Below are 20,293 nucleotides of genomic sequence, written 5' to 3'. Positions count from 1 at the left end.
GTGCGGTGCGACAATGACCATGGTGCTGCAATGACCATGGTGCCGACGCACCCCGAGTCGGTGGTCGGTGAGCCGTCGGTGCTCCGCTGGATCATTCCGGCCGGCCTACTGCCGTTCGTCGGCCCCGTTACCACCGCTCCTGTCGCACTTCAGAGTTCGATCGACGACGGCACGATCGCTCGGATCGACGTCGAACCGACGGCGATACGGATCAGGCTGTCCGCCGGTCGATCATGGCGGACCGAGGGTGATCGAATTCGGAGGGCTCTGCACGGCGCTCTCGCGGTGCCCGATGCATGGATGCCGCAGGTCGACGCCTCTCCTGACGCGATCCTTCGAATGGCAGTGCTCGAGGTCATCGACGGTGACGTCGGCGACTACATTCGATCTCACGGTGGGATCATCGAACTCGTCGGTGTTTCCGACGGACGAGTCCGATTGTCGCTGAACGGTTCCTGCGCTCACTGCCCCGCGTCCGACGTGACACTGACCGAACGAGTCGAACGCGCGGTGCGTACCCGGTTTCCCGCCGTACGGGAGGTGACCGCGGAGAGCGACAAAGGCCTCGCAGGCGGTCGACGGCTCCTCGGAATCATCCCGACCAGACGCGCGCGGTAACCGATCGGCGGGGACCGAAGCTGTGGTCTACTTCATCGTCCGGTGTGGTCCAGTCGACCGACACGAGCGTAGAACTTCGAGGGTGTGGTCCGGTGGCATTCGTCACGACTTTCGGTGTGGCTCTGCTGGCCGCGGTGCTGTTGTCCAGCTTGTCCGCGCGCAGCCCTCTGTCGACCTCGGGCATATTCCTGTTCGCGGGCCTGATTGCCGGCCCGTTGGTCTTCGATGCCGAACGGCTCGGCAGCGACACCGTTCGTGAGATCGCCTCGGTGACACTGTTCGCAGTATTGTTCGCCGACGGTCAGCGCGCGCCGATCTCCAAGTTGCGCCACCAGTGGATGGATCCGACCCGAGCGCTGTTCATCGGGATGCCACTGACCTTTGCCGTCGTCGCTGTGCTGGCACATCTGTTGATCGGTTTCGATTGGACGACCTCGTTGCTCATCGGTGCCATTCTGGCTCCGACGGATCCGGTGTTCGCTGCCGCGCTGGTCGGCCGCGACGACGTACCGTCCCGTCTTCGAAGTCTGCTCAACATCGAGAGCGGGCTCAACGACGGTCTCGCGCTTCCGGTGGTGCTCATTCTGATCGGCACGCTGGGCGGCCAGATCGACGAGACCACGTCACTGGGCCCCGTGTTGTTCGAAGTCGTGCTCGGCGTCGTTCTCGGCATCGTGGCACCGGTTGTCGGTTCCCTCCTGGTTCGGCTTCCAGTACTCGGTGTGACACCCCGCGCGCAGTCGGCCGGGCCCCTGGCCATCGCGATTCTGTTGTTCGTCCTCACCGACACGATCGGTGCCAATCCCTACATCGCGGCGTTCACCGCAGGAATCACACTGGCGAGCGTCGCCCCGCACGCATCGGAATCGTTCGCGCCCGTGGGTGAGTTGACCAGTGAGCTGGCGAAGAATGCCGCCTTGCTGGCGTTCGGCGCGCTCATCACCCCGGCTCTGCTCGGTCAGGTCGGCGTCACCGGATGGATTTTCGCGGTACTCGTCCTCGTGGTCGGCCGACCGATACCGGTGTTGCTGTCGTTGATCGGCAGTCATCGGCTCGCGCGCAACGAGCGATTGTCGGCAGCGTGGTTCGGGCCCAAAGGATTTGCGAGCGTCGTGTACGGGTTGTTGGTGCTGTCGTCCGGAATCGATTCTGCGGAGAAAGTGTTCGCCATCATCGCGGGAACCGTCATCGTCTCGATCGCTCTGCACAGCGCAACCGACACGCCCGTGGCAATTCTGCTGCACGAGGAACCGGCCGAACCACCGGTGACGGGTGCCCGATGAGCCGGAAGCGGCCCGCTGGTTCGTGATATCGTCCCGACCAGAGCTACTCGCATAGCCACCCCAGCTGCAGCAGGTGCCCGCGTCGCCTGGGTCAGCGCTCGACGGGCAAGGTCCGACGGATCTGCGATAAGACCTTGTCACACTGTGTTGTACGCCGTGTCCCTGACTTCCGACCGGTGCAGCAATGCGCGGGAGTGCTGCACACAGGATTGGAACTCCAGTGACCAAGAATCATTCCGACAAGCGTGCCGCACGATCGTATGCGCAGGCCCACGCGCTTTCCTATCGTCAGGCTCTGACGAAAGTTCGAGCGGCCCGCGCCGATCGCACGTCGCTGTCACCCTTCGCGCAACGCCTCTTGATCGAGGCGGTCGAGGGATGCGGTATCCGACACTGGGCATCGGTGGAGGAATGGAATGGCGTCGGTCGGGCGACGGTCACCGACCTCGGCGGCGAGAGGTTCGTACTTACCGTCGACAGCGTCCTGCTCGTACTCTGCGAGCACCTGGCCGACAACCCCACACTGCAGCCGAACGACATCGACAGCTATTTCGCCGACGAGGCAGTGCAACGGCTCCTGTTCGGCAGCGTCATCTACAGACTGGATCTACATCGCGGCCGGGGCCTCGTCGCGTGAGATACGCACGGAACCATTGGCAAGAATCTTGGAACGCGAGACATCGTCTCTTTCCACCTTCAACACATAGCGCACCCCGGGGCTTGCGGCAAGACCCCGTGCAGGGCTCAGAATGACTCGCTGTTGCCAATGAACAGCTGATCGGAGTTCTGTGAAACCCACCGCCCCAAGCGTCTTCGAACTACCGGGCGTCTTCGATTTACCGGATAATCTGGCGCTCGAGCGCGATCGGACGTTGATCGGGCATGACCAGGAACATTTTTCAGCACTCCTTTCGAGTATCGAGCAGTCTCGATCCGATACCGAGGCGCGGTTGGCGGCCGTTCGTACATCGACGGGCCGGATGGGGCAAGAGGTGATGGAGCGGGATTTCGAGATTCATCGTCTGAGCGCGCGCTTGCGCTCCCTCCGCCGCTACGGGGCAGATCTGTGCCTGGGTCGTGCTGACACCCTCGACTCCGACGCACCCGTGTACATCGGCCGCCTCGCAATGTTGGGACCCTCTGGCGAACAGCTCCTCGTGGACTGGCGCTCCCCCGCCGCAGAGCCGTTCTTCGGCGCCACCCACGCGAACCCCATGGGGCTGAGAAGTCGGCGTCGGTATCGATGGACCAACGGCCGAATCACCGACTACTGGGACGAGGTGTTCGACTCGACGGGACTTGGCACCGATGCCGCCCTCGACGATCAGTCTGCCTTCATCGCCAGTTTGGGCACCGCGCGATCACCGCGGATGCGAGACGTGCTCGGCACAGTCCAAGCTGATCAGGACGCGATCATCCGAGCAGATGCGCACGGAGCACTCGTGGTAGACGGAGGGCCCGGGACAGGCAAAACGGTTGTCGCTCTTCACCGCACCGCCTACCTGCTCTACGCGGACTCGCGCCTCGGTCACAACCGAGGCGGCGTGCTGTTCGTCGGCCCCCACGAGCCCTACCTGGCGTATGTCTGCGATGTACTGCCGAGCCTCGGCGAAGACGGCGTACAGACATGCACCCTTCGTGACCTCGTCGTCGAAGGAGAGCACGCCGTCGAGGAGGCCGATCATGCGGTCGCACAGCTCAAGGCCTCCGTCGACATGAACGCGACGATCGAGGCGGCGATCGCATTCTACGAGCAGCCACCCACGCAGAACATGACTGTGGAAACGCAGTGGGCGGACCTGAACCTCACACCGGACGATTGGATCGAGGCGTTCCGCGCACCTGAGCCCGGCACCCCGCACAACGAAGCTCGTGAGCAGATTTGGGACCTGCTGGTGACCATTCTGACCGACCGATATTCGGGCGACGACGCCACCACCGAGGAGGTGCGAAGATCGTTGCAGCGTCACGAGGACCTTCGCAACGAACTCGAACGGTCCTGGACGATCGTCGGCGCTGCCGACCTCGTCGCCGATCTCTGGAGCGTGCCTGCCTACCTCCGCCGGTGTGCGCCCTGGCTCAGCGCGGAGGACGTTCGCGCACTACAACGACCGGATCCGACGCGATGGACGACGGCAGATCTGCCGTTGCTCGACGCCGCCCGGATGCGGCTCGGCGATCCAGAGCACGCCCGGCGTACTCGGCGTCGAGAGCTGGCGGCGGCCGCCGAGCGCGCGCGGATGGATCGCGTCATCGCAGAACTCATCGCTGCCGACGACGAGATGATGGCAGCCCAGCTGCGCCAGGAGGGAATTCGTGATGCCCTCGTCGATGAATCCGGATTCGAGGAGATCCCCGGAGATCGACTGGCAGGGCCGTTCGCGCACATCGTGGTCGACGAAGCGCAGGAGTTGACCGACGCCCAGTGGCAGATGATTCGGCGACGGTGTCCGTCGGGCAGCATCACCGTCGTCGGAGACCGCGCGCAATCGCGTCGAGGCTTCTCCGAATCCTGGCGCGAACGCCTCGATCGGGTGGGAATCGACCGGGTCGACATCGCCACTCTCGGTGTCAATTACCGCACACCCCGGGAGGTGATGGCGGCCGCCGAGCCGATGATCCGGACGGTCCTGCCCGACGCCAACGTTCCGGTCTCGATCCGAAGCAGCGGGATACCCGTCGAATACGGCGATGCGGCCGATCTGTCATCGCTGATCGACAGTTGGCTCAGCACGAACGCCAACGGAATCGGCTGCGTGATAGGCGATCCGGCCTTTCCCGAATCCGCCCGCATTCGGTCGTTGGCGCCGCAGTTGGCGAAGGGACTCGAATTCGACCTGGTCGTCGTCATCGATCCGCACTCGTTCGGGTCGGGAATCGCAGGTGCCGTCGACCGGTATGTCGCAATGACCCGAGCGACGGGTCGGCTGATAGTTCTGACCTCTCATCCCGATGCCGAGCTCAGTGAGTCCAGCACCGCATGAACAGCGGGGCTCGCGTCGGCGCTGCGTCTCCAGGCCGCCTGCACCTCACGCGTGGGCGTGCGTACCGGCGCAACTGCGATCAGACCGTCGCTCAGGGTCGGCCTGGCGAGCCGGGGAACGAGCGCGAGAACATCGTCGCCCTCGACCAGTGCGAGCTGCGTGGAGAAATCGTCGACGAGATGGCGCACATCGATCTCGGTGGGCGTGTCGGCGAACAAACGCCGAAACCACTGGTGGCACACCGTTCCCGCGGGGCTGGTCACCCACGGGTAGCGGGCCAGATCCTCGTGGTTCAGCGCAGACCGACGTCGGGCGAGCGGATGGGTTCGCTTCATGATCACGTCGCCGTGGTCGGTGAGGATCGTCTGCCGAACGATCGAGGGTGGTGACGCCGCAGGAACTCCGTCGGCGTCGTGTATCAATGCCAGATCGGCAGTCCCGGCGTGCACACTGTGCAGCGCCCGATCGGGATCTTCTTCGCGGGTGATCACCGTCAGATCGGAATACTGCATGCTCAGACGACGCAGTGCAGGGGCAACGATGCCGCGAAGGGCCGTCGAGAAACCGACGAGGCGGACCACTCCACGTGGGACGCCTCCGTCCGCCGACCTCGCCGCCTCGACGCATCGCTCGAGGGCGTGGAACACCTCGTCCGCCGTCTCGACCACCGCCCGACCGGCCGGGGTGAGTACGACGCCCCGTCCCGCCTGAGCGAGCACCGGCGTGCCGATCTGCCGTTCGAGCCTCTTGATCTGTTGAGAGATCGCCGAAGCCGTGTAGCCGAGCTCGTCGGCCGCACTGGCCAGCGTGCCGAGGGCTGCCACCGCGCGGAGGGCATGCAGTGCGCTCACGTCGATCATGAAGCAAATCTACGCAATAATGACGAAAATGCATTGCTGGACCGGATTAATTTTACGGTTCACACTCTCCCTTGTGACCAGCATTCATTCGGCCTCGTCGATCTTCGGTACCAACCTCGTCGCCATGGTGACCCCCATGCACCGGGACGGGAGGGTGAGTCGAGCAGGCGTCGATGCACTTGTCGATCACCTGCTGGCGACCGGGTGCGATGGCGTGGTCGTTGCCGGCACCACCGGCGAAGCACCGACCCTGACCACCCACGAGATCTCGGAACTACTGGCGCAGGTCCGAGATCGCTCGAACCACGCGTTGACGGTGATCGCAGGAGTTGGAACCAATGACACCTCGGCGGGAATCGACATGGCACGCTCCGCTGCGGCCGCCGGTGCCGACGCCCTGCTGATCACCGCCCCCTACTACTCCCGTCCAACTCAGGCCGGCATCACAGCGCACATTCTCGACATCGCCGATGCCGGTGGGCTACCGGTCATGGTGTACGACGTTCCGGTGCGCACCGGCGTCGCCATCGAGGGGTCGACGTTGATCGAGCTGTCACAGCATCCATCGATCATGGCCGTCAAGGACGCGAAGGGCGACCTGTACGAGGCGATGACTGTCATGGCGTCGTCGGACCTCGCCTACTACTGCGGAATCGACGAGCTTGCATTGCCCTATCTCACCTGCGGGGCAACAGGATTGATCAGCGTCACCGGCAATCTCGTGTCCGACCGGAACGCCGAGCTGATCGCTGCCGTCAGCGCCGGAGATCTGGCGAGGGCGAACGCGGTGCAGCGGTCGCTGTTGCCGTTGACCACCTCTGTCATGCGCACGACGCAGGGCGCCATCATGGCGAAGGCGGCGTTGGTCGGGATCGGCGTTCTCTCGGACGCCACCGTCCGCCGACCACTCCTGGAATCCTCCGCCGCCGATCTCGAGCGACTCCATGAGGCGCTGTGTGCGACCGGAATCGATCAGGAATCGATAAGCGCTCGCGTATCGATACGACTAGCGTGAGCGCATACACAACTCGGTGCAATCGACGATGTGAATCTCGATTGCCGCGAACGATCAGGGAGACACCGCGAGCATGGCTACGAAGAAGGTCACGCAGGACTCGGCTCTGCACGCCGCCGACAGTCACGATTTGATTCGTGTACAGGGTGCACGGCAGAACAACCTTCAGGACATCAGCGTCGACTTGCCCAAGCGACGACTGACCGTCTTCACCGGCGTGTCCGGCTCGGGCAAGAGCTCGTTGGTCTTCAGTACCATCGCCGCCGAGTCGCAACGGATGATCAACGAGACCTACAGTGCCTTCGTCCAGGGCTTCATGCCGACTCTGGCTCGCCCCGACGTCGACGTCATGGACGGACTCACCACGGCCATCATCGTCGATCAGCAGCGCATGGGAGCCAATCCCCATTCCACAGTCGGCACTGCCACCGACGCCAATGCCATGCTCCGCATTCTGTTCAGCCGTGTCGGAAAGCCGTATATCGGTTCAGCACAGGCATTTTCGTTCAACGTGGCGTCGGTGTCGGGTGCCGGGGCATACAAAGTGGACAAGGGCGGCCGTCAGACCACGGAGAAGAAGTCCTTCTCCGTGACCGGCGGCATGTGTCCGCGCTGCGAGGGACGTGGCTCGGTCAGCGATTTCGATCTGACCGCCCTGTACGACGCGAGCAAGTCGCTCAACGAGAGCGCGATCACGATTCCCGGTTACAGCATGGAAGGCTGGTACGGCCGAATATTTCGTGGCTGTGGATATTTCGATCCCGACAAGCCGATCTCGAAGTACACCAAGAAGGAACTCGACGATCTGCTGTACCGCGAGCCGACGAAGATCAAGGTCGAAGGCATCAATCTGACCTATTCGGGGCTGGTGCCTCAGATTCAGAAGTCGTTCCTGTCCAAGGACGTCGACGCCATGCAGCCTCACATTCGAGCTTTCGTCGATCGCGCGATCACCTTCACCACCTGCCCGGACTGCGACGGAACCAGGCTCAACGAGGGGGCTCGGTCGTCGAAGATCAAGGGCGTCAACATCGCCGACGCATGTTCGATGCAAATCACCGATCTGGCGGATTGGGTGGGCGGCGTGAAGGAACCGTCGGTTGCACCGCTGCTGACCACACTCCGCGAAACTCTCGACTCGTTCGTGGAGATCGGACTCGGCTACTTGAGCCTGGATCGTCCCTCGGGAACCTTGTCCGGTGGAGAAGCTCAGCGCATCAAGATGATTCGTCATCTCGGGTCGTCGTTGACGGATGTGACCTATGTGTTCGACGAGCCGACCACCGGCCTGCACCCGCACGACATCGAGCGAATGAACAACCTGCTGCTGCAGTTGCGAGACAAGGGCAACACGGTTCTGGTGGTCGAACACAAGCCGGAGACGATTTCCATTGCAGACCACGTCGTCGATCTCGGCCCCGGTGCCGGAAGTTCCGGCGGGCATGTCTGTTTCGAGGGCACCGTCGACGGGTTGCGGCGCAGCGATACCGTCACCGGCCGCCATTTCGACGATCGGGCGGCATTGAAAGAATCGGTGCGCGAATTCTCCGAGGTACTCGAAATTCGCGGCGCGGACTCCCACAACCTGCGCGACGTCGACGTCGACGTTCCGCTCGGTGTGTTGGTTGTGGTCACCGGCGTCGCAGGCTCCGGCAAGAGCTCACTCATTCACGGATCGCTCTCGGCAACAGACGATGTGGTCTCGGTCGATCAGGGGGCGATACGGGGGTCGAGGCGAAGCAACCCAGCGACGTACACCGGGTTGCTCGATCCGATTCGCAAGGCGTTCGCCAAGGAGAACGGCGTCAAACCCGCGCTGTTCAGCTCCAATTCGGAGGGTGCATGCCCGACGTGCAACGGCGCCGGCGTCATCTACAGCGATCTCGCGATGATGGCCGGAGTCGCCACGGTGTGCGAAGAGTGCGAGGGCAAGCGATTCCAAGCCTCGGTACTCGAGTACCACTTCGGCGGTCGCAACATCGACGAGGTCTTGTCCATGTCGGTCGCCGAGGCCGAGGAGTTCTTCTCCGGCGGCCCAGCGAAACTGCTACCGGCACACAAGATTTTGCAGCGTTTGAACGATGTGGGACTCGGCTACCTGAAGATCGGACAGCCATTGACCACACTGTCCGGTGGAGAACGGCAACGCCTCAAACTGGCCACACACATGGCCGACACAGGCGGGATCTACGTGCTCGACGAACCCACCACCGGACTGCATCTCGCCGATGTGGACAAGCTGCTCGCTCTGCTCGACCGGCTGGTCGACTCGGGCAAGTCGGTGATCGTGATCGAGCATCATCAAGCCGTCATGGCCCACGCCGACTGGATAATCGATCTCGGTCCAGGCGCCGGGCACGACGGCGGCCTCGTGGTGTTCGAAGGAAAACCGTCCGACCTGGTCGCAGACGGTTCCACGCTGACAGGACAACACCTGGCAGCGTACGTCGGGAGCTGACAACCTACGAACGTGAGGGGAAGGACGATGCCGTGACCATCCTGCCGCACCGGACTGCAACCGCACTGGTGGTCGTCGACGTGCAGAACGACGTGATGGCAAGCGTCCACAACAGACAGCGCGTCATCGACAACATCCTGGTCTTGGTGTCCCGGGCACGGGACACCAGAACGCCGGTGATCTGGGTGCAGCATTCATCGGACAAGGAGCTGTTCTTCGGAACCGACGGTTGGCAGCTCCTCGACGAATTGCCCGTCGAGCCGAGCGATCCGATCGTTCACAAGAAGCACGGCGATGCCTTCGAGGGCACCGGCCTCGAAGCCGACCTCGCTGCGTTCGGTGTGGGCCACGTCGTCATCGCCGGCGCACACACGGACTTCTGCATCAGGTCCACGCTGCACGGAGCCCTGGTCCGCGGATACGACGTGACGCTGGTGAGCGATGCCCATACCGCGGAGGACATGACCGAGTGGGGTGCGCCGCCACCTGCGCAGGTCATCGCGCACACCAACATGTACTGGGACAATCAGACCGCTCCTGGCCGGACTGCCGCGGCCGTCGTCACCGAGGGTTGCCTTCAGCGCACCGATACGCTGAACCCTCCATGGTCACCTTGCTGCTTGCCCTAGTCGGCTTCGCGCTACTCGATTCGCTCGACGTGTTGCTGATCGGCGTGACTGCTGCCCTCGCGGTGCACTCGAGAACCACTCGCCGGTCTCCGTTTCCCTCCGGGCTGGCCTTCGTCGGCGGAGTGTTCACGGCGACGACCACATTCGGCATCTTGACCGTTCTCGGCATCGATTTGTTCACCGAGCTGTTCGACTTCACCATCACACCCACGGTTCGGTATCGGACAGAACTCGTGGTCGGTCTTGTCCTGATCACTCTCGGCGGCGTCCGGACCACCGAACGCCGCCCACCCGAATGGGCAGCTCGAGTCGGTTCGAGTATTCCCGTCCTCGCCCTCACCGGGCTGACGATCGGTCTGGTGCAAGGCCCCACGGCCGTGCCGTATCTCGCTGGGCTGACGATGCTCTCGACGTACGATCCCCGTCCGCCGTGGTGGCCGGCCATTGTCGTCGCCTACTGCCTGATCGGGTTGCTACCGCCCATCCTCGTGCTGATTCTGGCGTCCAGGAAGGGCCGACGCGCCAGGCGGGCGTTCACCGCGACCGTCCGGGCGCTCACCCGCTACGGCCCGCCGACGGTGCGCGTCGTCTTCATCGTGCTCGGTGTCGTGCTCGTCGGCGATGCGCTCGTTCATGCCCGAGCTCTCGTGTAGATAACCGTCGTAAGCTCGTGCACATGGCACTCGATCACGGCGATCCCGGTGACGCACCGTCCATTCCTCCTCCCCTGTCTCCGGTGGTCGACGATCGGCGTCCCTCCGCTGCCGAGGAGGCGCGCACGATCGCTGCGTCCACCAACATGGCGACGCTTGCCAGTCTGACGGCGGGCGGCGATCCCTGGGCCTCGTTCGTCACCTATGGCTTGCTCGAAGGCGCTCCGGTTCTCTGTGTTTCCCGGATGGCCGAGCACGGCCGCAATCTCGACGGTGACCAGCGGGCGAGTCTGTCGATCGTGGCACCGCGATCGCAGACCGACCCGCTGGCATCGGGCCGCATCACATTGGCGGGTGTGGTCGAGCGACCCCAAGGAGACGAGTTGTCAGCGGCGCGGGAGGCGCATCTGGCGGGGGTACCGGCTGCGCGGTACTACCTCGACTACAGCGATTTCACCGTGTGGGTCATGCGCGTGCAGCGAGTTCGATGGGTCGGTGGTTACGGTCGCATGGATTCTGCAACCGCCGAGGCGTATGCCGTGGCCGAACCGGATCCGGTGTCGCCGACCTCCGCGTACGCAATCGACCATCTCAACGCAGATCACTCGGCGTCTCTGGCCGCGATGGCCCGCGAGCTGGGCGGCTACCCGGACGCGACCTCCGCCGAGTGCGAGGCGGCCGATCGGTACGGACTGGATCTGAAGGTGCTCACACCCCGCGGTGTCGCCTACACCAGAGTCGGTTATGCGACACCGATCGACTCGGCTGCCGAACTGCGTGCTGCAACCGTGGAACTGGCGAAGCGGGCCGTAGGCGGGCGATAGGGTTTCACTGCGAACTTCCGTCTGGACCGGTACAGACACCTTGCCGAGACGCCACAGTGGATGGCGACTACCGTTGTCCCCACACAGCAATCGTTAGGGAGCAGGTAATGAGCATCCAACCGCTCGAATCGAAGCGTCACCGTGTCGTCGTCATCGGTTCCGGGTTCGGAGGACTTTTCGGCGTCAAGGCACTCAAGAGAGCCGACGTCGACATCACCCTCGTCGCCAAGACGACACATCATCTCTTCCAGCCCCTCCTGTACCAGGTCGCGACCGGCATCCTGTCCGTCGGCGAAATCGCTCCGACCACGCGCGTCATCCTGCGTAAGCAGAAGAACGCCGAGGTTCTGTTGGGCGACGTGTTGAACATCGATCTCGACTCGAAGACGGTCACCTCCAAACTGCTCGAACGCGTCACCGTCACCCCCTTCGACAGCTTGATCGTCGCGGCCGGCGCACAGCAGTCCTACTTCGGCAACGATCACTTCGCCGAGTTCGCGCCGGGAATGAAGACCATCGACGACGCACTCGAACTGCGCGGACGCATCCTCGGTGCTTTCGAACAGGCAGAGCTGTCCGACGATCAGGAGGAGAAGGACCGTCTGATGACGTTCGTCGTCGTCGGCGCGGGCCCGACCGGGGTCGAGCTCGCGGGCCAGATCGCCGAGCTCGCCGACCGCACCCTCGACGGGGCCTTCCGCAACATCGACCCGCGCGACGCCCGCGTCATTCTGCTCGACGCTGCACCTGCCGTGCTCCCGCCCATGGGCGAGAAGCTCGGACGCAAGGCCGCCGAGCGGCTCGAGAAGCTCGGTGTCGAGATCCAGCTCAACGCGATGGTCACCGACGTCGACAACGACGGCCTGACCGTCAAGGAGAAGGACGGCACGACTCGTCGCATCGAGGCGCAGTGCAAGGTGTGGTCCGCGGGTGTCCAGGGCAGCCCCCTGGGCAAGCAGCTCGCTGATCAGTCCGGCTCGGAAACCGACCGCGCCGGTCGTGTGCTGGTCGAACCGGACCTGACGGTCAAGGGCCACCCGAACGTGTTCGTGATCGGCGACCTCATGGCGGTCAAGGACGTACCCGGCATGGCGCAGGGAGCGATCCAGGGAGCCACGTATGCAGCCAAGCTGATCAAGGCGTCGGTCAAAGGCGAGGACGATCCCACCCAGCGGGCCCCGTTCAAGTACTTCGACAAGGGCTCGATGGCAACGGTGTCTCGGTTCAACGCGGTCGCCAAGGTCGGCAAGCTCGAGTTCGGCGGCTTCATCGCGTGGCTCATGTGGCTGGCACTGCACCTGTATTACCTCGTGGGCTACCGCAGCCGAATCACGACCGTCATCTCGTGGTTCGTGACGTTCCTCGGAAGAGGCCGAGCTCAGATGGCGTCGACCGAGCAGCAGGTGTTCGCTCGCCTGGCCATCGAGCAACTCAACTCTCTCGAACGCGCGAACGCGATCGACGAAGACAAGGTCGAGGAAGCTCAGGAACGCGAGAAAGCTGCAGGCTGACAGGCTGCCCACTCTCGTCGTGCGCCTTTTGCGTACTCATAGGTACGCAAAAGGCGCACGACGAAGCGCAGCGAGTCGACTGGCGTTCTCACCCACCTGATCCGGCGGGCACCAGACGACGTCCCACCGATGTACTCAGCGACCCGCCTCCGGCCAGGGCCAATCGCATCGACCCGTCGGATAGATCCACCTCGGACGGCCGACTATCGGGATACTGCAACGTGCTCGACATCGACAGTGGTGCCGACAACATGTCGTGAGCAACCGATCCCTCACCCAGTTCCACTCGATGGCGCAGCAACGGGCTGCCTCCCACGTCACATCGCATCGAACTGCTCCAGCTTCCCGACGCCTCCTCGAACCGTCCGATCTGCGTCCTCTCACGCAACCACAGTGCCGAATCCTCGTGCACTACCACTGTATTGACCACCGAATGCGAGGCGTCGGAAACGACGACCATCGGCTCGGGGTCGAAGACCAGGGACGCGCCTTCCCCGACCTCGAAATACCATTGCGCCGACGAATGACGATTCAGCGCGCCGGGCATCGCCAACGATGCCGCCACGCTGCGCACCTCCAGACGCGCTCCCGCGGCCACGGAAATTCTGACCACGATGGTGTCACCGCCCAGTGGAGTTGCGGCGGTGCCGATCAGGTGGACGGTATCCGGTCCCGTCTGTCGGCCGGCGAGCCCGCCCACCGAGGTGATGCGTGGGCTGCGATCGCGGCTCGCATCGATGCAGAGCTCGGTGTGCATCGACGCTCAGTGCGTATGGGTATGCGCGTCGGCGTCGGCAACGAGCGCGAGCTGCTTACGCACCCACGCGAGAACCGTACTCGCCGTCGGATCGTCGGTGAGCGAGATCAGCGCAGTCGGCCGGTCCTCACGCACCTGAGCGGCATCGCGCTCCATGACGCCGAGATCGGCACCCACATACGGTGCCAGGTCCGTCTTGTTGACGACGAGCAGATCGGAGAACGTGACGCCGGGGCCACCCTTGCGCGGAACTTTGTCTCCGCCTGCGACATCGACGACGAATATCTGCACATCGATCAGACCGGACGAGAACGTGGCGGTGAGGTTGTCTCCGCCCGACTCGACGAGAATCAGATCCAACGGTGGGTTGTTCTCGATCAGGTCGTCGATGGCATCCAAGTTGGCTGTGATGTCGTCGCGAATCGCGGTGTGCGGACATCCGCCGGTCTGCACCGCAGTGATGCGCTCGTCCGGCAGCACAGCGTGTCGCCGCAGGAAGTCCGCATCCTCGGTGGTGTAGATGTCGTTGGTGAGAACCGCCAGCGACAGCTCGTCTCGCAACTGGCGACACAGTGCTGCCACCAGAGCGGTCTTACCGGAACCAACGGGCCCGCCGATTCCCACCCGCAGCGCCTCGCCTGGCACCCGCGCGCGCTTGGGCCGATCCAGCCCGTGGTCGTGGGGCTCACCGTCGATCAGGTGCGGGGGCATGACATCTCCTAGTCGGTCGAGAACAGTCGATCACAGAACAGAGGATCGGTATTTCAGGATACGAACAGCGGACGCTCACGAACGGAGTGGGCTTCGGCGAACATGTCCAGCAGCGGGTCCGACAATTCCATCAACTCGGGCAGGGAGCGACACACGGCGGCGGTGACGTCATCGCAGAGACCACCCAAGCGGATGGTGCATGCAGCGACCTCGGCCGGGTCGAGCGCCAACAGACGTTGCGCCGCGATCGCCGAGCCCGTCATGGTGATGTAGACCTGAACGGCCGCGATGTCTCCGACCGACAGGCCAGCGGCCAGCCCGACGTGCCCGGCAGCGACGGCCAAGTGCGGCTTCCGGCCGATCGACGTCCAATCATGCCCAGGCCACGTCGATTTGGCCAGACGGAGCAGCCCGCGGCCCTGCGAACGGGAGGCGGCTCTGGCAGCCGGGGACGGAGTTCGTGCGTCGCATTCGGCGTTGGCCTCGGCCGCGCAGAGCGAACCGCCGACGAGCGCTGCTGCCACCGACGCCGTCATGGCTCCGGAGGTCCGAATACGGCGTCGCAGGAACGACTCGAGGGTCGCGATATCGCGAACGAAACCCGAAGCGATCGCTTCCTCCACCCCGCCGGAATGCACGTGCCCGCCGGTAGGAAGACGTGAATCGGCAAGTGAGAGAACCGTTGTCACCTGGAGACGGGCAGACGAGGTGTCCGCGGCCGGAAGTGGAACAGCCGCCATCAGAAGAGAAAGTATCGCTGCGCCATCGGCAATTCGGTCGCCGGCTGCTCTTTCCACACGTCGCCGTCGATGCGCACGGTGAACGTATCCGGATCCACTTCTATGCTGGGCAGAGCGTCGTTGAGGGCCATATCGGCCTTCCTGATTCCGCGCACGTTCTTGACCGGAACCAACCGTCGATCGCAGTTCAAACGCCCCGCAAGCCCGTCCTCGATGGCCTGAGGGGCCACGAAGTGCAGCGATGTCGCTGCCGCCGCTTTGGGTGAGGCGCCGAACATCGGGCGCGGAAGTTCCGGTTGCGGAGTCGGAATGGAGGCGTTGGCATCGCCCATCGCTGCCCACGCGATCATGCCTCCCTTGATGACCATGTGGGGTCGGACGCCGAAGAAGGCCGGGTCCCACAACACCAGATCGGCAAGCTTGCCCGGCTCGATCGAGCCGATCTCGTCATCCAAACCGTGAGCAACCGCGGGGCAGATCGTGTACTTGGCGACGTAGCGCATGACGCGGTTGTTGTCTGCGCCATCGTCTCCGGCCAGGAAGCCACGACGAGCCTTCATCACGTGCGCCGTCTGCCAGGTGCGCAGTACGACCTCGCCGATACGCCCCATTGCCTGCGAATCGCTGCCGATCATCGAGATCGCGCCCATATCGTGCAAGAGATCCTCGGCTGCGATCGTCGACGGCCGGATGCGACTCTCGGCGAAGGCCAGATCCTCCGGGATCGAAGGACTGAGGTGATGGCACACCATGAGCATGTCGAGATGCTCGTCCAGAGTGTTGACGGTGTGCGGACGCGTCGGGTTGGTCGAACTGGGCAGCACGTGCCCCTGGGCCGCGACGGTGATGATGTCGGGTGCGTGCCCGCCGCCTGCCCCCTCGGTGTGATAGGCGTGAATTCCGCGGCCCTTGATGGCACCGAGGGTGGTCTCGACGAATCCGGCCTCGTTCAGGGTGTCCGAATGCAACGCGGCTTGCACCCCGGCGTCCTCGCACACTCGCAGACACGCATCGATGGCGGCAGGGGTGGAACCCCAGTCCTCGTGCAGCTTGAAACCCGATGCGCCCGCTCGCAGTTGCTCCCACATTGCTGCGGGATTGACCGTGTTGCCCTTTCCGAGCAGCACGATGTTCATCGGCCAGTCGTCGAGAGACTCGAGCATCCTGGACAGGTGCCATGCACCCGGGGTGACGGTGGTGGCCTTACTGCCTTCGGCGGGGCCGGTGCCGCCTGCGATCACGGTGGTGATGCCGCCACCGAGCGCTTCCTCCTTGATCTGCGGACAGATCAAGTGGACGTGACAGTCGATGCCACCAGCGGTGACGATCTTCCCGTTGCCCGCGATGATCTCGGTCGACGGGCCGATGACCAGATCCGGGTGCACGCCGGTCATGGTGTCCGGGTTGCCTGCCTTGCCCAGCGCAACGATTCGGCCGTCGCGAATTCCGATATCGGCCTTGATGATCCCCCAGTAGTCGACAACGACGACCCCGGTGATCACCGTGTCCGGAGCACCGTCCGCTCGGGACGCCCGCGATTGCCCCATCGATTCACGAATCACCTTGCCGCCGCCGAACACCGCTTCTTCGCCTGCGTTTCCCGGTCCACCACTACGGTCCTCGGTGACCTCGATCAGAAGATCGGTGTCTGCCAGGCGAATTCGATCACCGGTAGTGGGTCCGAACAACTGGGCGTATCGACTGCGACTCATCCGTGCCATCAGCTGTCCAACTTTCCGGGAGGCGTCATGCTCAATCCGTGGACCTCGCGCGTGCCGCCGAGAGGCACGAGCCGAACCACCTGTTCTATGCCGGGCTCGAATCGCACGGCCGTTCCCGCCGGAATATCGAGGCGATGGCCGTGCGCGCGCTCGCGATCGAATTGCAGGGCATCGTTGGACTGCGGAAAATGCACGTGAGATCCCACCTGGACCGGCCTGTCCCCGGCGTTCACGACGGTGACGCTGATCGATTCCGAACCCTCGTTGATCTCGATATCGCCTGCGACGGTGATGATCTCCCCCGGAATCAGGTGGCCGTCATCCCGCTTCGGTGAAATCGGCTCGTGCACGGTGATCAGCTTGGTGCCGTCGGGAAAAGTCGCTTCGACCATCACCTCGGGAAGTAGCTCGGCAACGCCGTCGAGGACGTCATCGGCGCTCAAGACCTCGCGACCGGAGGCCATCAGGTCAGCAACAGATCTCCCGTCGCGGGCTCCCTCGAGGAGGTGGTCGGTGATGACGGCGATCGCCTCGGGATGATTGAGCCGGAGGCCGCGAGCCTGGCGACGCCGCGCGAGTTCGGCGGCATAGCTGACGAGCAGTCGATCCTGCTCGTGGGGAGACAACCGCATTGGAGGACTCCGTCCCGATCGGTGATGGTGCTCGGCAATTCTGACACGGCGACGACAGCGTGGCAGCGGAGCGCGCCGCCGCGCCTCATCCGAGAGGCACCGTGACCGATCGATCGAGCAATCCGCGCAGAACAGTTCGATCGACAGCGGAGGCCACCTCTTGCAGCTCAGCGATGCCGAATGCGCCCGAGTCCAGTCCTCGAACCAGAACACCTGCCAGCGCCTGAGCCGTGGCGGGCTCGTCCATCACCGCACCGCCCTGCCGCTCGAGGTAGCTACCCAGCCGAGCCGCCGCGACGGGCATCGCGCGGCGGAAGAATCCGAAGGTGGCCAACCATCGCGTCACCAGGTGTCCGGGGTGCATGTCCCAGCCCTGATAGAAGCCGCGTTCGAGCGACCTCGTCACCAGATCTGCATGCCGCCGCGCAGAAGCCGCCACCTGCTCGGCGTCGCCGGTCGGCACCACCTGGGTAGAGCCGTCGCACACCCATACTCCGGTCTGCGCAGCGGCGACCAGCATGACGTTCTTGGCGTGGTCCGCCACGGGATGAGCCAGCGACTGCTGCGCCGAGGTGATCCCGCATGCAGCGCTGTAGTCGTAGGTTCCGTAATGCAGGGACGTGCAGCGGCCGTCGGCTTCGGTGATCGCCCGCGCGAGCGTCGTCGTCCCGTCGGCCCCGATCACGGCTTGGGGGCTTTCGATCTGCAACTCGAATCGCAGTGCATGGTCGGCGAGGCCGTGGGCCCGCTCGAGTTCCTCGCACAGGGCGACCACCGCGGCCACCTGCGAGGCGGCGCGCAGCTTGGGGACGGTGAAGACGAAACCGTCGGGCACTCCCCCTGCACCGTCCAGAACGAGCTCGAGCGTTCGAATACCGCGTCGACGCTCGTGTGCTGCCAACCCCTTGGCGCGAATGCCGAGCCAGGTCGGGCCGGCGGAGTCCCGCGCCAACGCCGACAGCGCTTCGCCCGCTGCGATCGCGTGGCGGTCCTCTACTGCGTCCGAACGCCACCCGTAGCCGTCCTCGAAATCGAACCGAAGGTCCTGGACGGGAGCACTGATCAGTCGCTCACGCACCAGCGGAAGAACGTTCGAGGTGTCGAGTTCGGCGAATGCTTCGGGGTGTGCATCCAGAATCGCCGTCGCGGCAGCGCCCCATTCGGCCGGCACATCCGATGATGCCTCCGAGGCCGAGACGTAGACGGTGTGCGAGGGCTGCCCGCCGATCCGGTCACCCGGGTAGTGCCGCGCGAGATCTTCGTCGATCGGAGCGAAGAGCGACTCGAGTCGATCGAGTGCGTCGGGGGTCAGCGCCGTGCCCCTGGATCCGAAAGCAGATTCGGCGCTGTCGCTGTGTCCGGTCATAGGCATCACTGTCCCAGATGAGCGGTGTTTTCGATATTTGCCAGCCGGACCTTCCCCTGGGCAACCAGGCGTCCGCTGTCGTCGGTGATATCGACCTGCCACAGCTGCTGCGTGCGTCCACGGTGAATCGGATGTCCCAGTGCGGTCAGGGTTCCCGAGCGCGTGGCGCGGAGAAAATCGGTGCTGTTGTTGACTCCGACGACGTGACCACGAGATCCGAACCAGGCCGATCCGGCGATGCTGGCCACCGATTCCACCACTGCACACAGCACGCCGCCGTGCATGATTCCGGCCGGTTGATGCAGTTGCGGGGTCACGTCCCACTCGGCGCGAACGACGTCTGCGGTCACTTCCTTGTACGTCAGTCCGACCACACCATCGAAGCCACGGCCGCAGAGTTCGGTCAGTTGCTCCGGGGTGAGGGTCTCGAAGGAAGTCGCTTCGGTGGTTCCGCTCGAATCGGTCATGTGCTCCGCTTCCGGGTCGCGTGTGTCGAGGATTCTCGTCGACCGTCGTCGACTCATCACCAGGAATACACGACTGTCGACCCGAGAAAATCGGTGGGCCTGTCGTTCGAGACGAACGACAGGCCCACCGCGGCAAGGACCGGGAGTCACTGCAGCCCTCAGGACTCCGGCTCGGTCCGGTTGTCAGAAACTTAGCATAGGCATGCCTTACTGCCAAGGAATGGTGCTCGAGAAACTCGCAGCCGCTGCCGGTCCGACCCGACACGCGACCGCACCGGCAACCCGACAGCAACCATGGCGTCGAGCAACAACTGACCCCGACGAGCGCTGTCGGACGCGTTCGCACCCGCAAGGATCGGTACATACGTGGAGGCACCGAGAATCGCATCGCCGACCAGCGCCCAGAACAGTCGATCATCGAGCGGAGCGTGCTCCGACATCGCCGTCAACACCAGCTCCAAGGACGTGATGCACCGGTGCGCCGTCCATACCAGCAGCGCCTCTTCACATGGCAGGGTGACGGAACCTGACGCACCCGAGGCGGGATCCTGCGGTAACACTCTCAGAATCGGCGATGCGACGCCGGCCCAGTCGATTCCGCCGTCGCTGTCCATATGTATCCACAGATTCTCGACACCCGGATCCCAGGCACGGGCTTGCACGGCGAGCAGCGCGGTAACTCGCCCGACGACGGCGTGAATCAGGGCAGTCGCCACCTGAACTGCTGCAGCCTCCGGCACACGGAGATCCTCGAGCGACCGGCGGTACATCTGCTCGAAGCGTCCCGATGTCGGTCCGGAACCCAACTGCCACCAACGCCGTTTGCTCTCGTTGGCCATGGCGGCCACGGCGTACATCCGCGGGTATTCGGGATTGAGCGCTCTCAGCATGGCGCACGAGTCGTCGAGCACTGCCGTTCCGCCGACTCGGCCCGAGAATCGATACACATCCGGCCAACCTGTGGATCTCGAAGTTACCGCTGACACCTGAACGCTCCTTCTTTCAGAGACCGGGCGAACCAGTCGTGCTGTCCGTCGATAGTAGGTTAGCCTAACCAGAGTATC

The 20,293-nt window shown here is 64.1% G+C and carries 19 protein-coding genes; 10 read left to right on the top strand and 9 right to left on the bottom strand.

The window, feature by feature from the left end:
• Positions 1–30: 30 nt before the first annotated feature.
• The 4 genes from ACOQFP_RS26440 (at position 31) to helR (ending at position 4,885) form a co-directional block, all read left to right on the top strand.
• Positions 31–618 (top strand): NifU family protein, encoded by a 588-nt coding sequence (locus ACOQFP_RS26440; protein ID WP_421585997.1) that lies wholly within the window; start codon positions 31–33, stop codon positions 616–618.
• Positions 619–710: 92 nt separating this feature from the next.
• Positions 711–1,901, top strand: coding sequence for a cation:proton antiporter (locus ACOQFP_RS26435; RefSeq protein WP_341244295.1), 1,191 nt, complete (start codon positions 711–713; stop codon positions 1,899–1,901).
• 220 nt (positions 1,902–2,121) lie between these two features.
• Positions 2,122–2,538, top strand: a complete 417-nt coding sequence (locus tag ACOQFP_RS26430; RefSeq protein WP_421585996.1) for a hypothetical protein — start codon at positions 2,122–2,124, stop codon at positions 2,536–2,538.
• A gap of 151 nt (positions 2,539–2,689) precedes the next feature.
• On the top strand, positions 2,690–4,885 hold the full coding sequence (helR, locus tag ACOQFP_RS26425; protein WP_421585995.1) for an RNA polymerase recycling motor ATPase HelR: 2,196 nt from the start codon (positions 2,690–2,692) through the stop codon (positions 4,883–4,885).
• On the opposite strand, the gene ACOQFP_RS26420 is transcribed toward helR, so the two are convergent.
• Positions 4,846–5,745: a LysR family transcriptional regulator gene (locus ACOQFP_RS26420; RefSeq protein WP_421585994.1), complete on the bottom strand. Its 900-nt coding sequence runs from the start codon at positions 5,743–5,745 to the stop codon at positions 4,846–4,848. The genes helR and ACOQFP_RS26420 overlap by 40 nt on opposite strands.
• 73 nt (positions 5,746–5,818) lie before the next feature.
• On the opposite strand from ACOQFP_RS26420, the gene dapA reads away from it, so the two are divergent.
• From dapA to ACOQFP_RS26390, 6 genes are all read left to right on the top strand, one after another.
• Positions 5,819–6,760 (top strand): 4-hydroxy-tetrahydrodipicolinate synthase, encoded by a 942-nt coding sequence (dapA, locus tag ACOQFP_RS26415; RefSeq protein WP_421585993.1) that lies wholly within the window; start codon positions 5,819–5,821, stop codon positions 6,758–6,760.
• 73 nt (positions 6,761–6,833) lie between these two features.
• The gene (locus ACOQFP_RS26410; protein WP_421585992.1) at positions 6,834–9,218 is read left to right on the top strand and encodes an ATP-binding cassette domain-containing protein; all 2,385 of its coding nucleotides are present in this window, start codon (positions 6,834–6,836) and stop codon (positions 9,216–9,218) included.
• Between the two features lie 32 nt (positions 9,219–9,250).
• The gene (locus tag ACOQFP_RS26405; protein WP_421585991.1) at positions 9,251–9,847 is read left to right on the top strand and encodes a cysteine hydrolase family protein; all 597 of its coding nucleotides are present in this window, start codon (positions 9,251–9,253) and stop codon (positions 9,845–9,847) included.
• Positions 9,823–10,500, top strand: a complete 678-nt coding sequence (locus ACOQFP_RS26400; protein WP_421585990.1) for a GAP family protein — start codon at positions 9,823–9,825, stop codon at positions 10,498–10,500. The genes ACOQFP_RS26405 and ACOQFP_RS26400 overlap by 25 nt, the downstream gene beginning before the upstream one ends.
• Before the next feature lie 23 nt (positions 10,501–10,523).
• Complete coding sequence (locus tag ACOQFP_RS26395; protein WP_421585989.1) at positions 10,524–11,324, top strand: HugZ family protein; 801 nt, start codon at positions 10,524–10,526, stop codon at positions 11,322–11,324.
• Between the two features lie 107 nt (positions 11,325–11,431).
• The gene (locus ACOQFP_RS26390) at positions 11,432–12,835 is read left to right on the top strand and encodes an NAD(P)/FAD-dependent oxidoreductase (RefSeq protein ID WP_206487682.1); all 1,404 of its coding nucleotides are present in this window, start codon (positions 11,432–11,434) and stop codon (positions 12,833–12,835) included.
• Positions 12,836–12,923: 88 nt separating this feature from the next.
• On the opposite strand, the gene ACOQFP_RS26385 is transcribed toward ACOQFP_RS26390, so the two are convergent.
• The 8 genes from ACOQFP_RS26385 to ACOQFP_RS26350 all read right to left on the bottom strand — a co-directional run bounded on the left by ACOQFP_RS26385 (position 12,924) and on the right by ACOQFP_RS26350 (position 20,119).
• Entirely contained in the window at positions 12,924–13,592 is a 669-nt protein-coding gene (locus tag ACOQFP_RS26385; protein ID WP_421585988.1) for an urease accessory protein UreD, read from the bottom strand.
• 6 nt (positions 13,593–13,598) lie between these two features.
• A complete protein-coding gene (gene ureG / locus ACOQFP_RS26380) occupies positions 13,599–14,303 on the bottom strand; it encodes an urease accessory protein UreG (protein WP_206487686.1) in 705 nt (234 codons plus the stop codon).
• A gap of 53 nt (positions 14,304–14,356) precedes the next feature.
• Positions 14,357–15,043 carry an urease accessory protein UreF gene (locus ACOQFP_RS26375; RefSeq protein ID WP_421585987.1) on the bottom strand — a complete coding sequence of 229 codons (687 nt, stop codon included), beginning with the start codon at positions 15,041–15,043 and terminating at the stop codon, positions 14,357–14,359.
• Positions 15,043–16,764 carry an urease subunit alpha gene (locus ACOQFP_RS26370; protein WP_206487689.1) on the bottom strand — a complete coding sequence of 574 codons (1,722 nt, stop codon included), beginning with the start codon at positions 16,762–16,764 and terminating at the stop codon, positions 15,043–15,045. The genes ACOQFP_RS26375 and ACOQFP_RS26370 overlap by 1 nt, the downstream gene beginning before the upstream one ends.
• Positions 16,764–17,396, bottom strand: a complete 633-nt coding sequence (locus ACOQFP_RS26365; protein WP_206487691.1) for an urease subunit gamma — start codon at positions 17,394–17,396, stop codon at positions 16,764–16,766. The genes ACOQFP_RS26370 and ACOQFP_RS26365 overlap by 1 nt, the downstream gene beginning before the upstream one ends.
• Positions 17,397–17,481: 85 nt before the next feature.
• A complete protein-coding gene (locus ACOQFP_RS26360; RefSeq protein ID WP_206487693.1) occupies positions 17,482–18,762 on the bottom strand; it encodes a DUF6986 family protein in 1,281 nt (426 codons plus the stop codon).
• Between the two features lie 5 nt (positions 18,763–18,767).
• Positions 18,768–19,229 (bottom strand): PaaI family thioesterase, encoded by a 462-nt coding sequence (locus ACOQFP_RS26355; RefSeq protein WP_206487695.1) that lies wholly within the window; start codon positions 19,227–19,229, stop codon positions 18,768–18,770.
• A gap of 191 nt (positions 19,230–19,420) precedes the next feature.
• A complete protein-coding gene (locus tag ACOQFP_RS26350) occupies positions 19,421–20,119 on the bottom strand; it encodes a hypothetical protein (RefSeq protein ID WP_241256366.1) in 699 nt (232 codons plus the stop codon).
• Positions 20,120–20,293: the final 174 nt, after the last annotated feature.

This window comes from Rhodococcus sp. MALMAid1271 (assembly GCF_049195265.1).
Lineage (GTDB): Bacteria > Actinomycetota > Actinomycetes > Mycobacteriales > Mycobacteriaceae > Rhodococcoides.
This window is presented reverse-complemented; position numbering and strand designations above follow the sequence as displayed.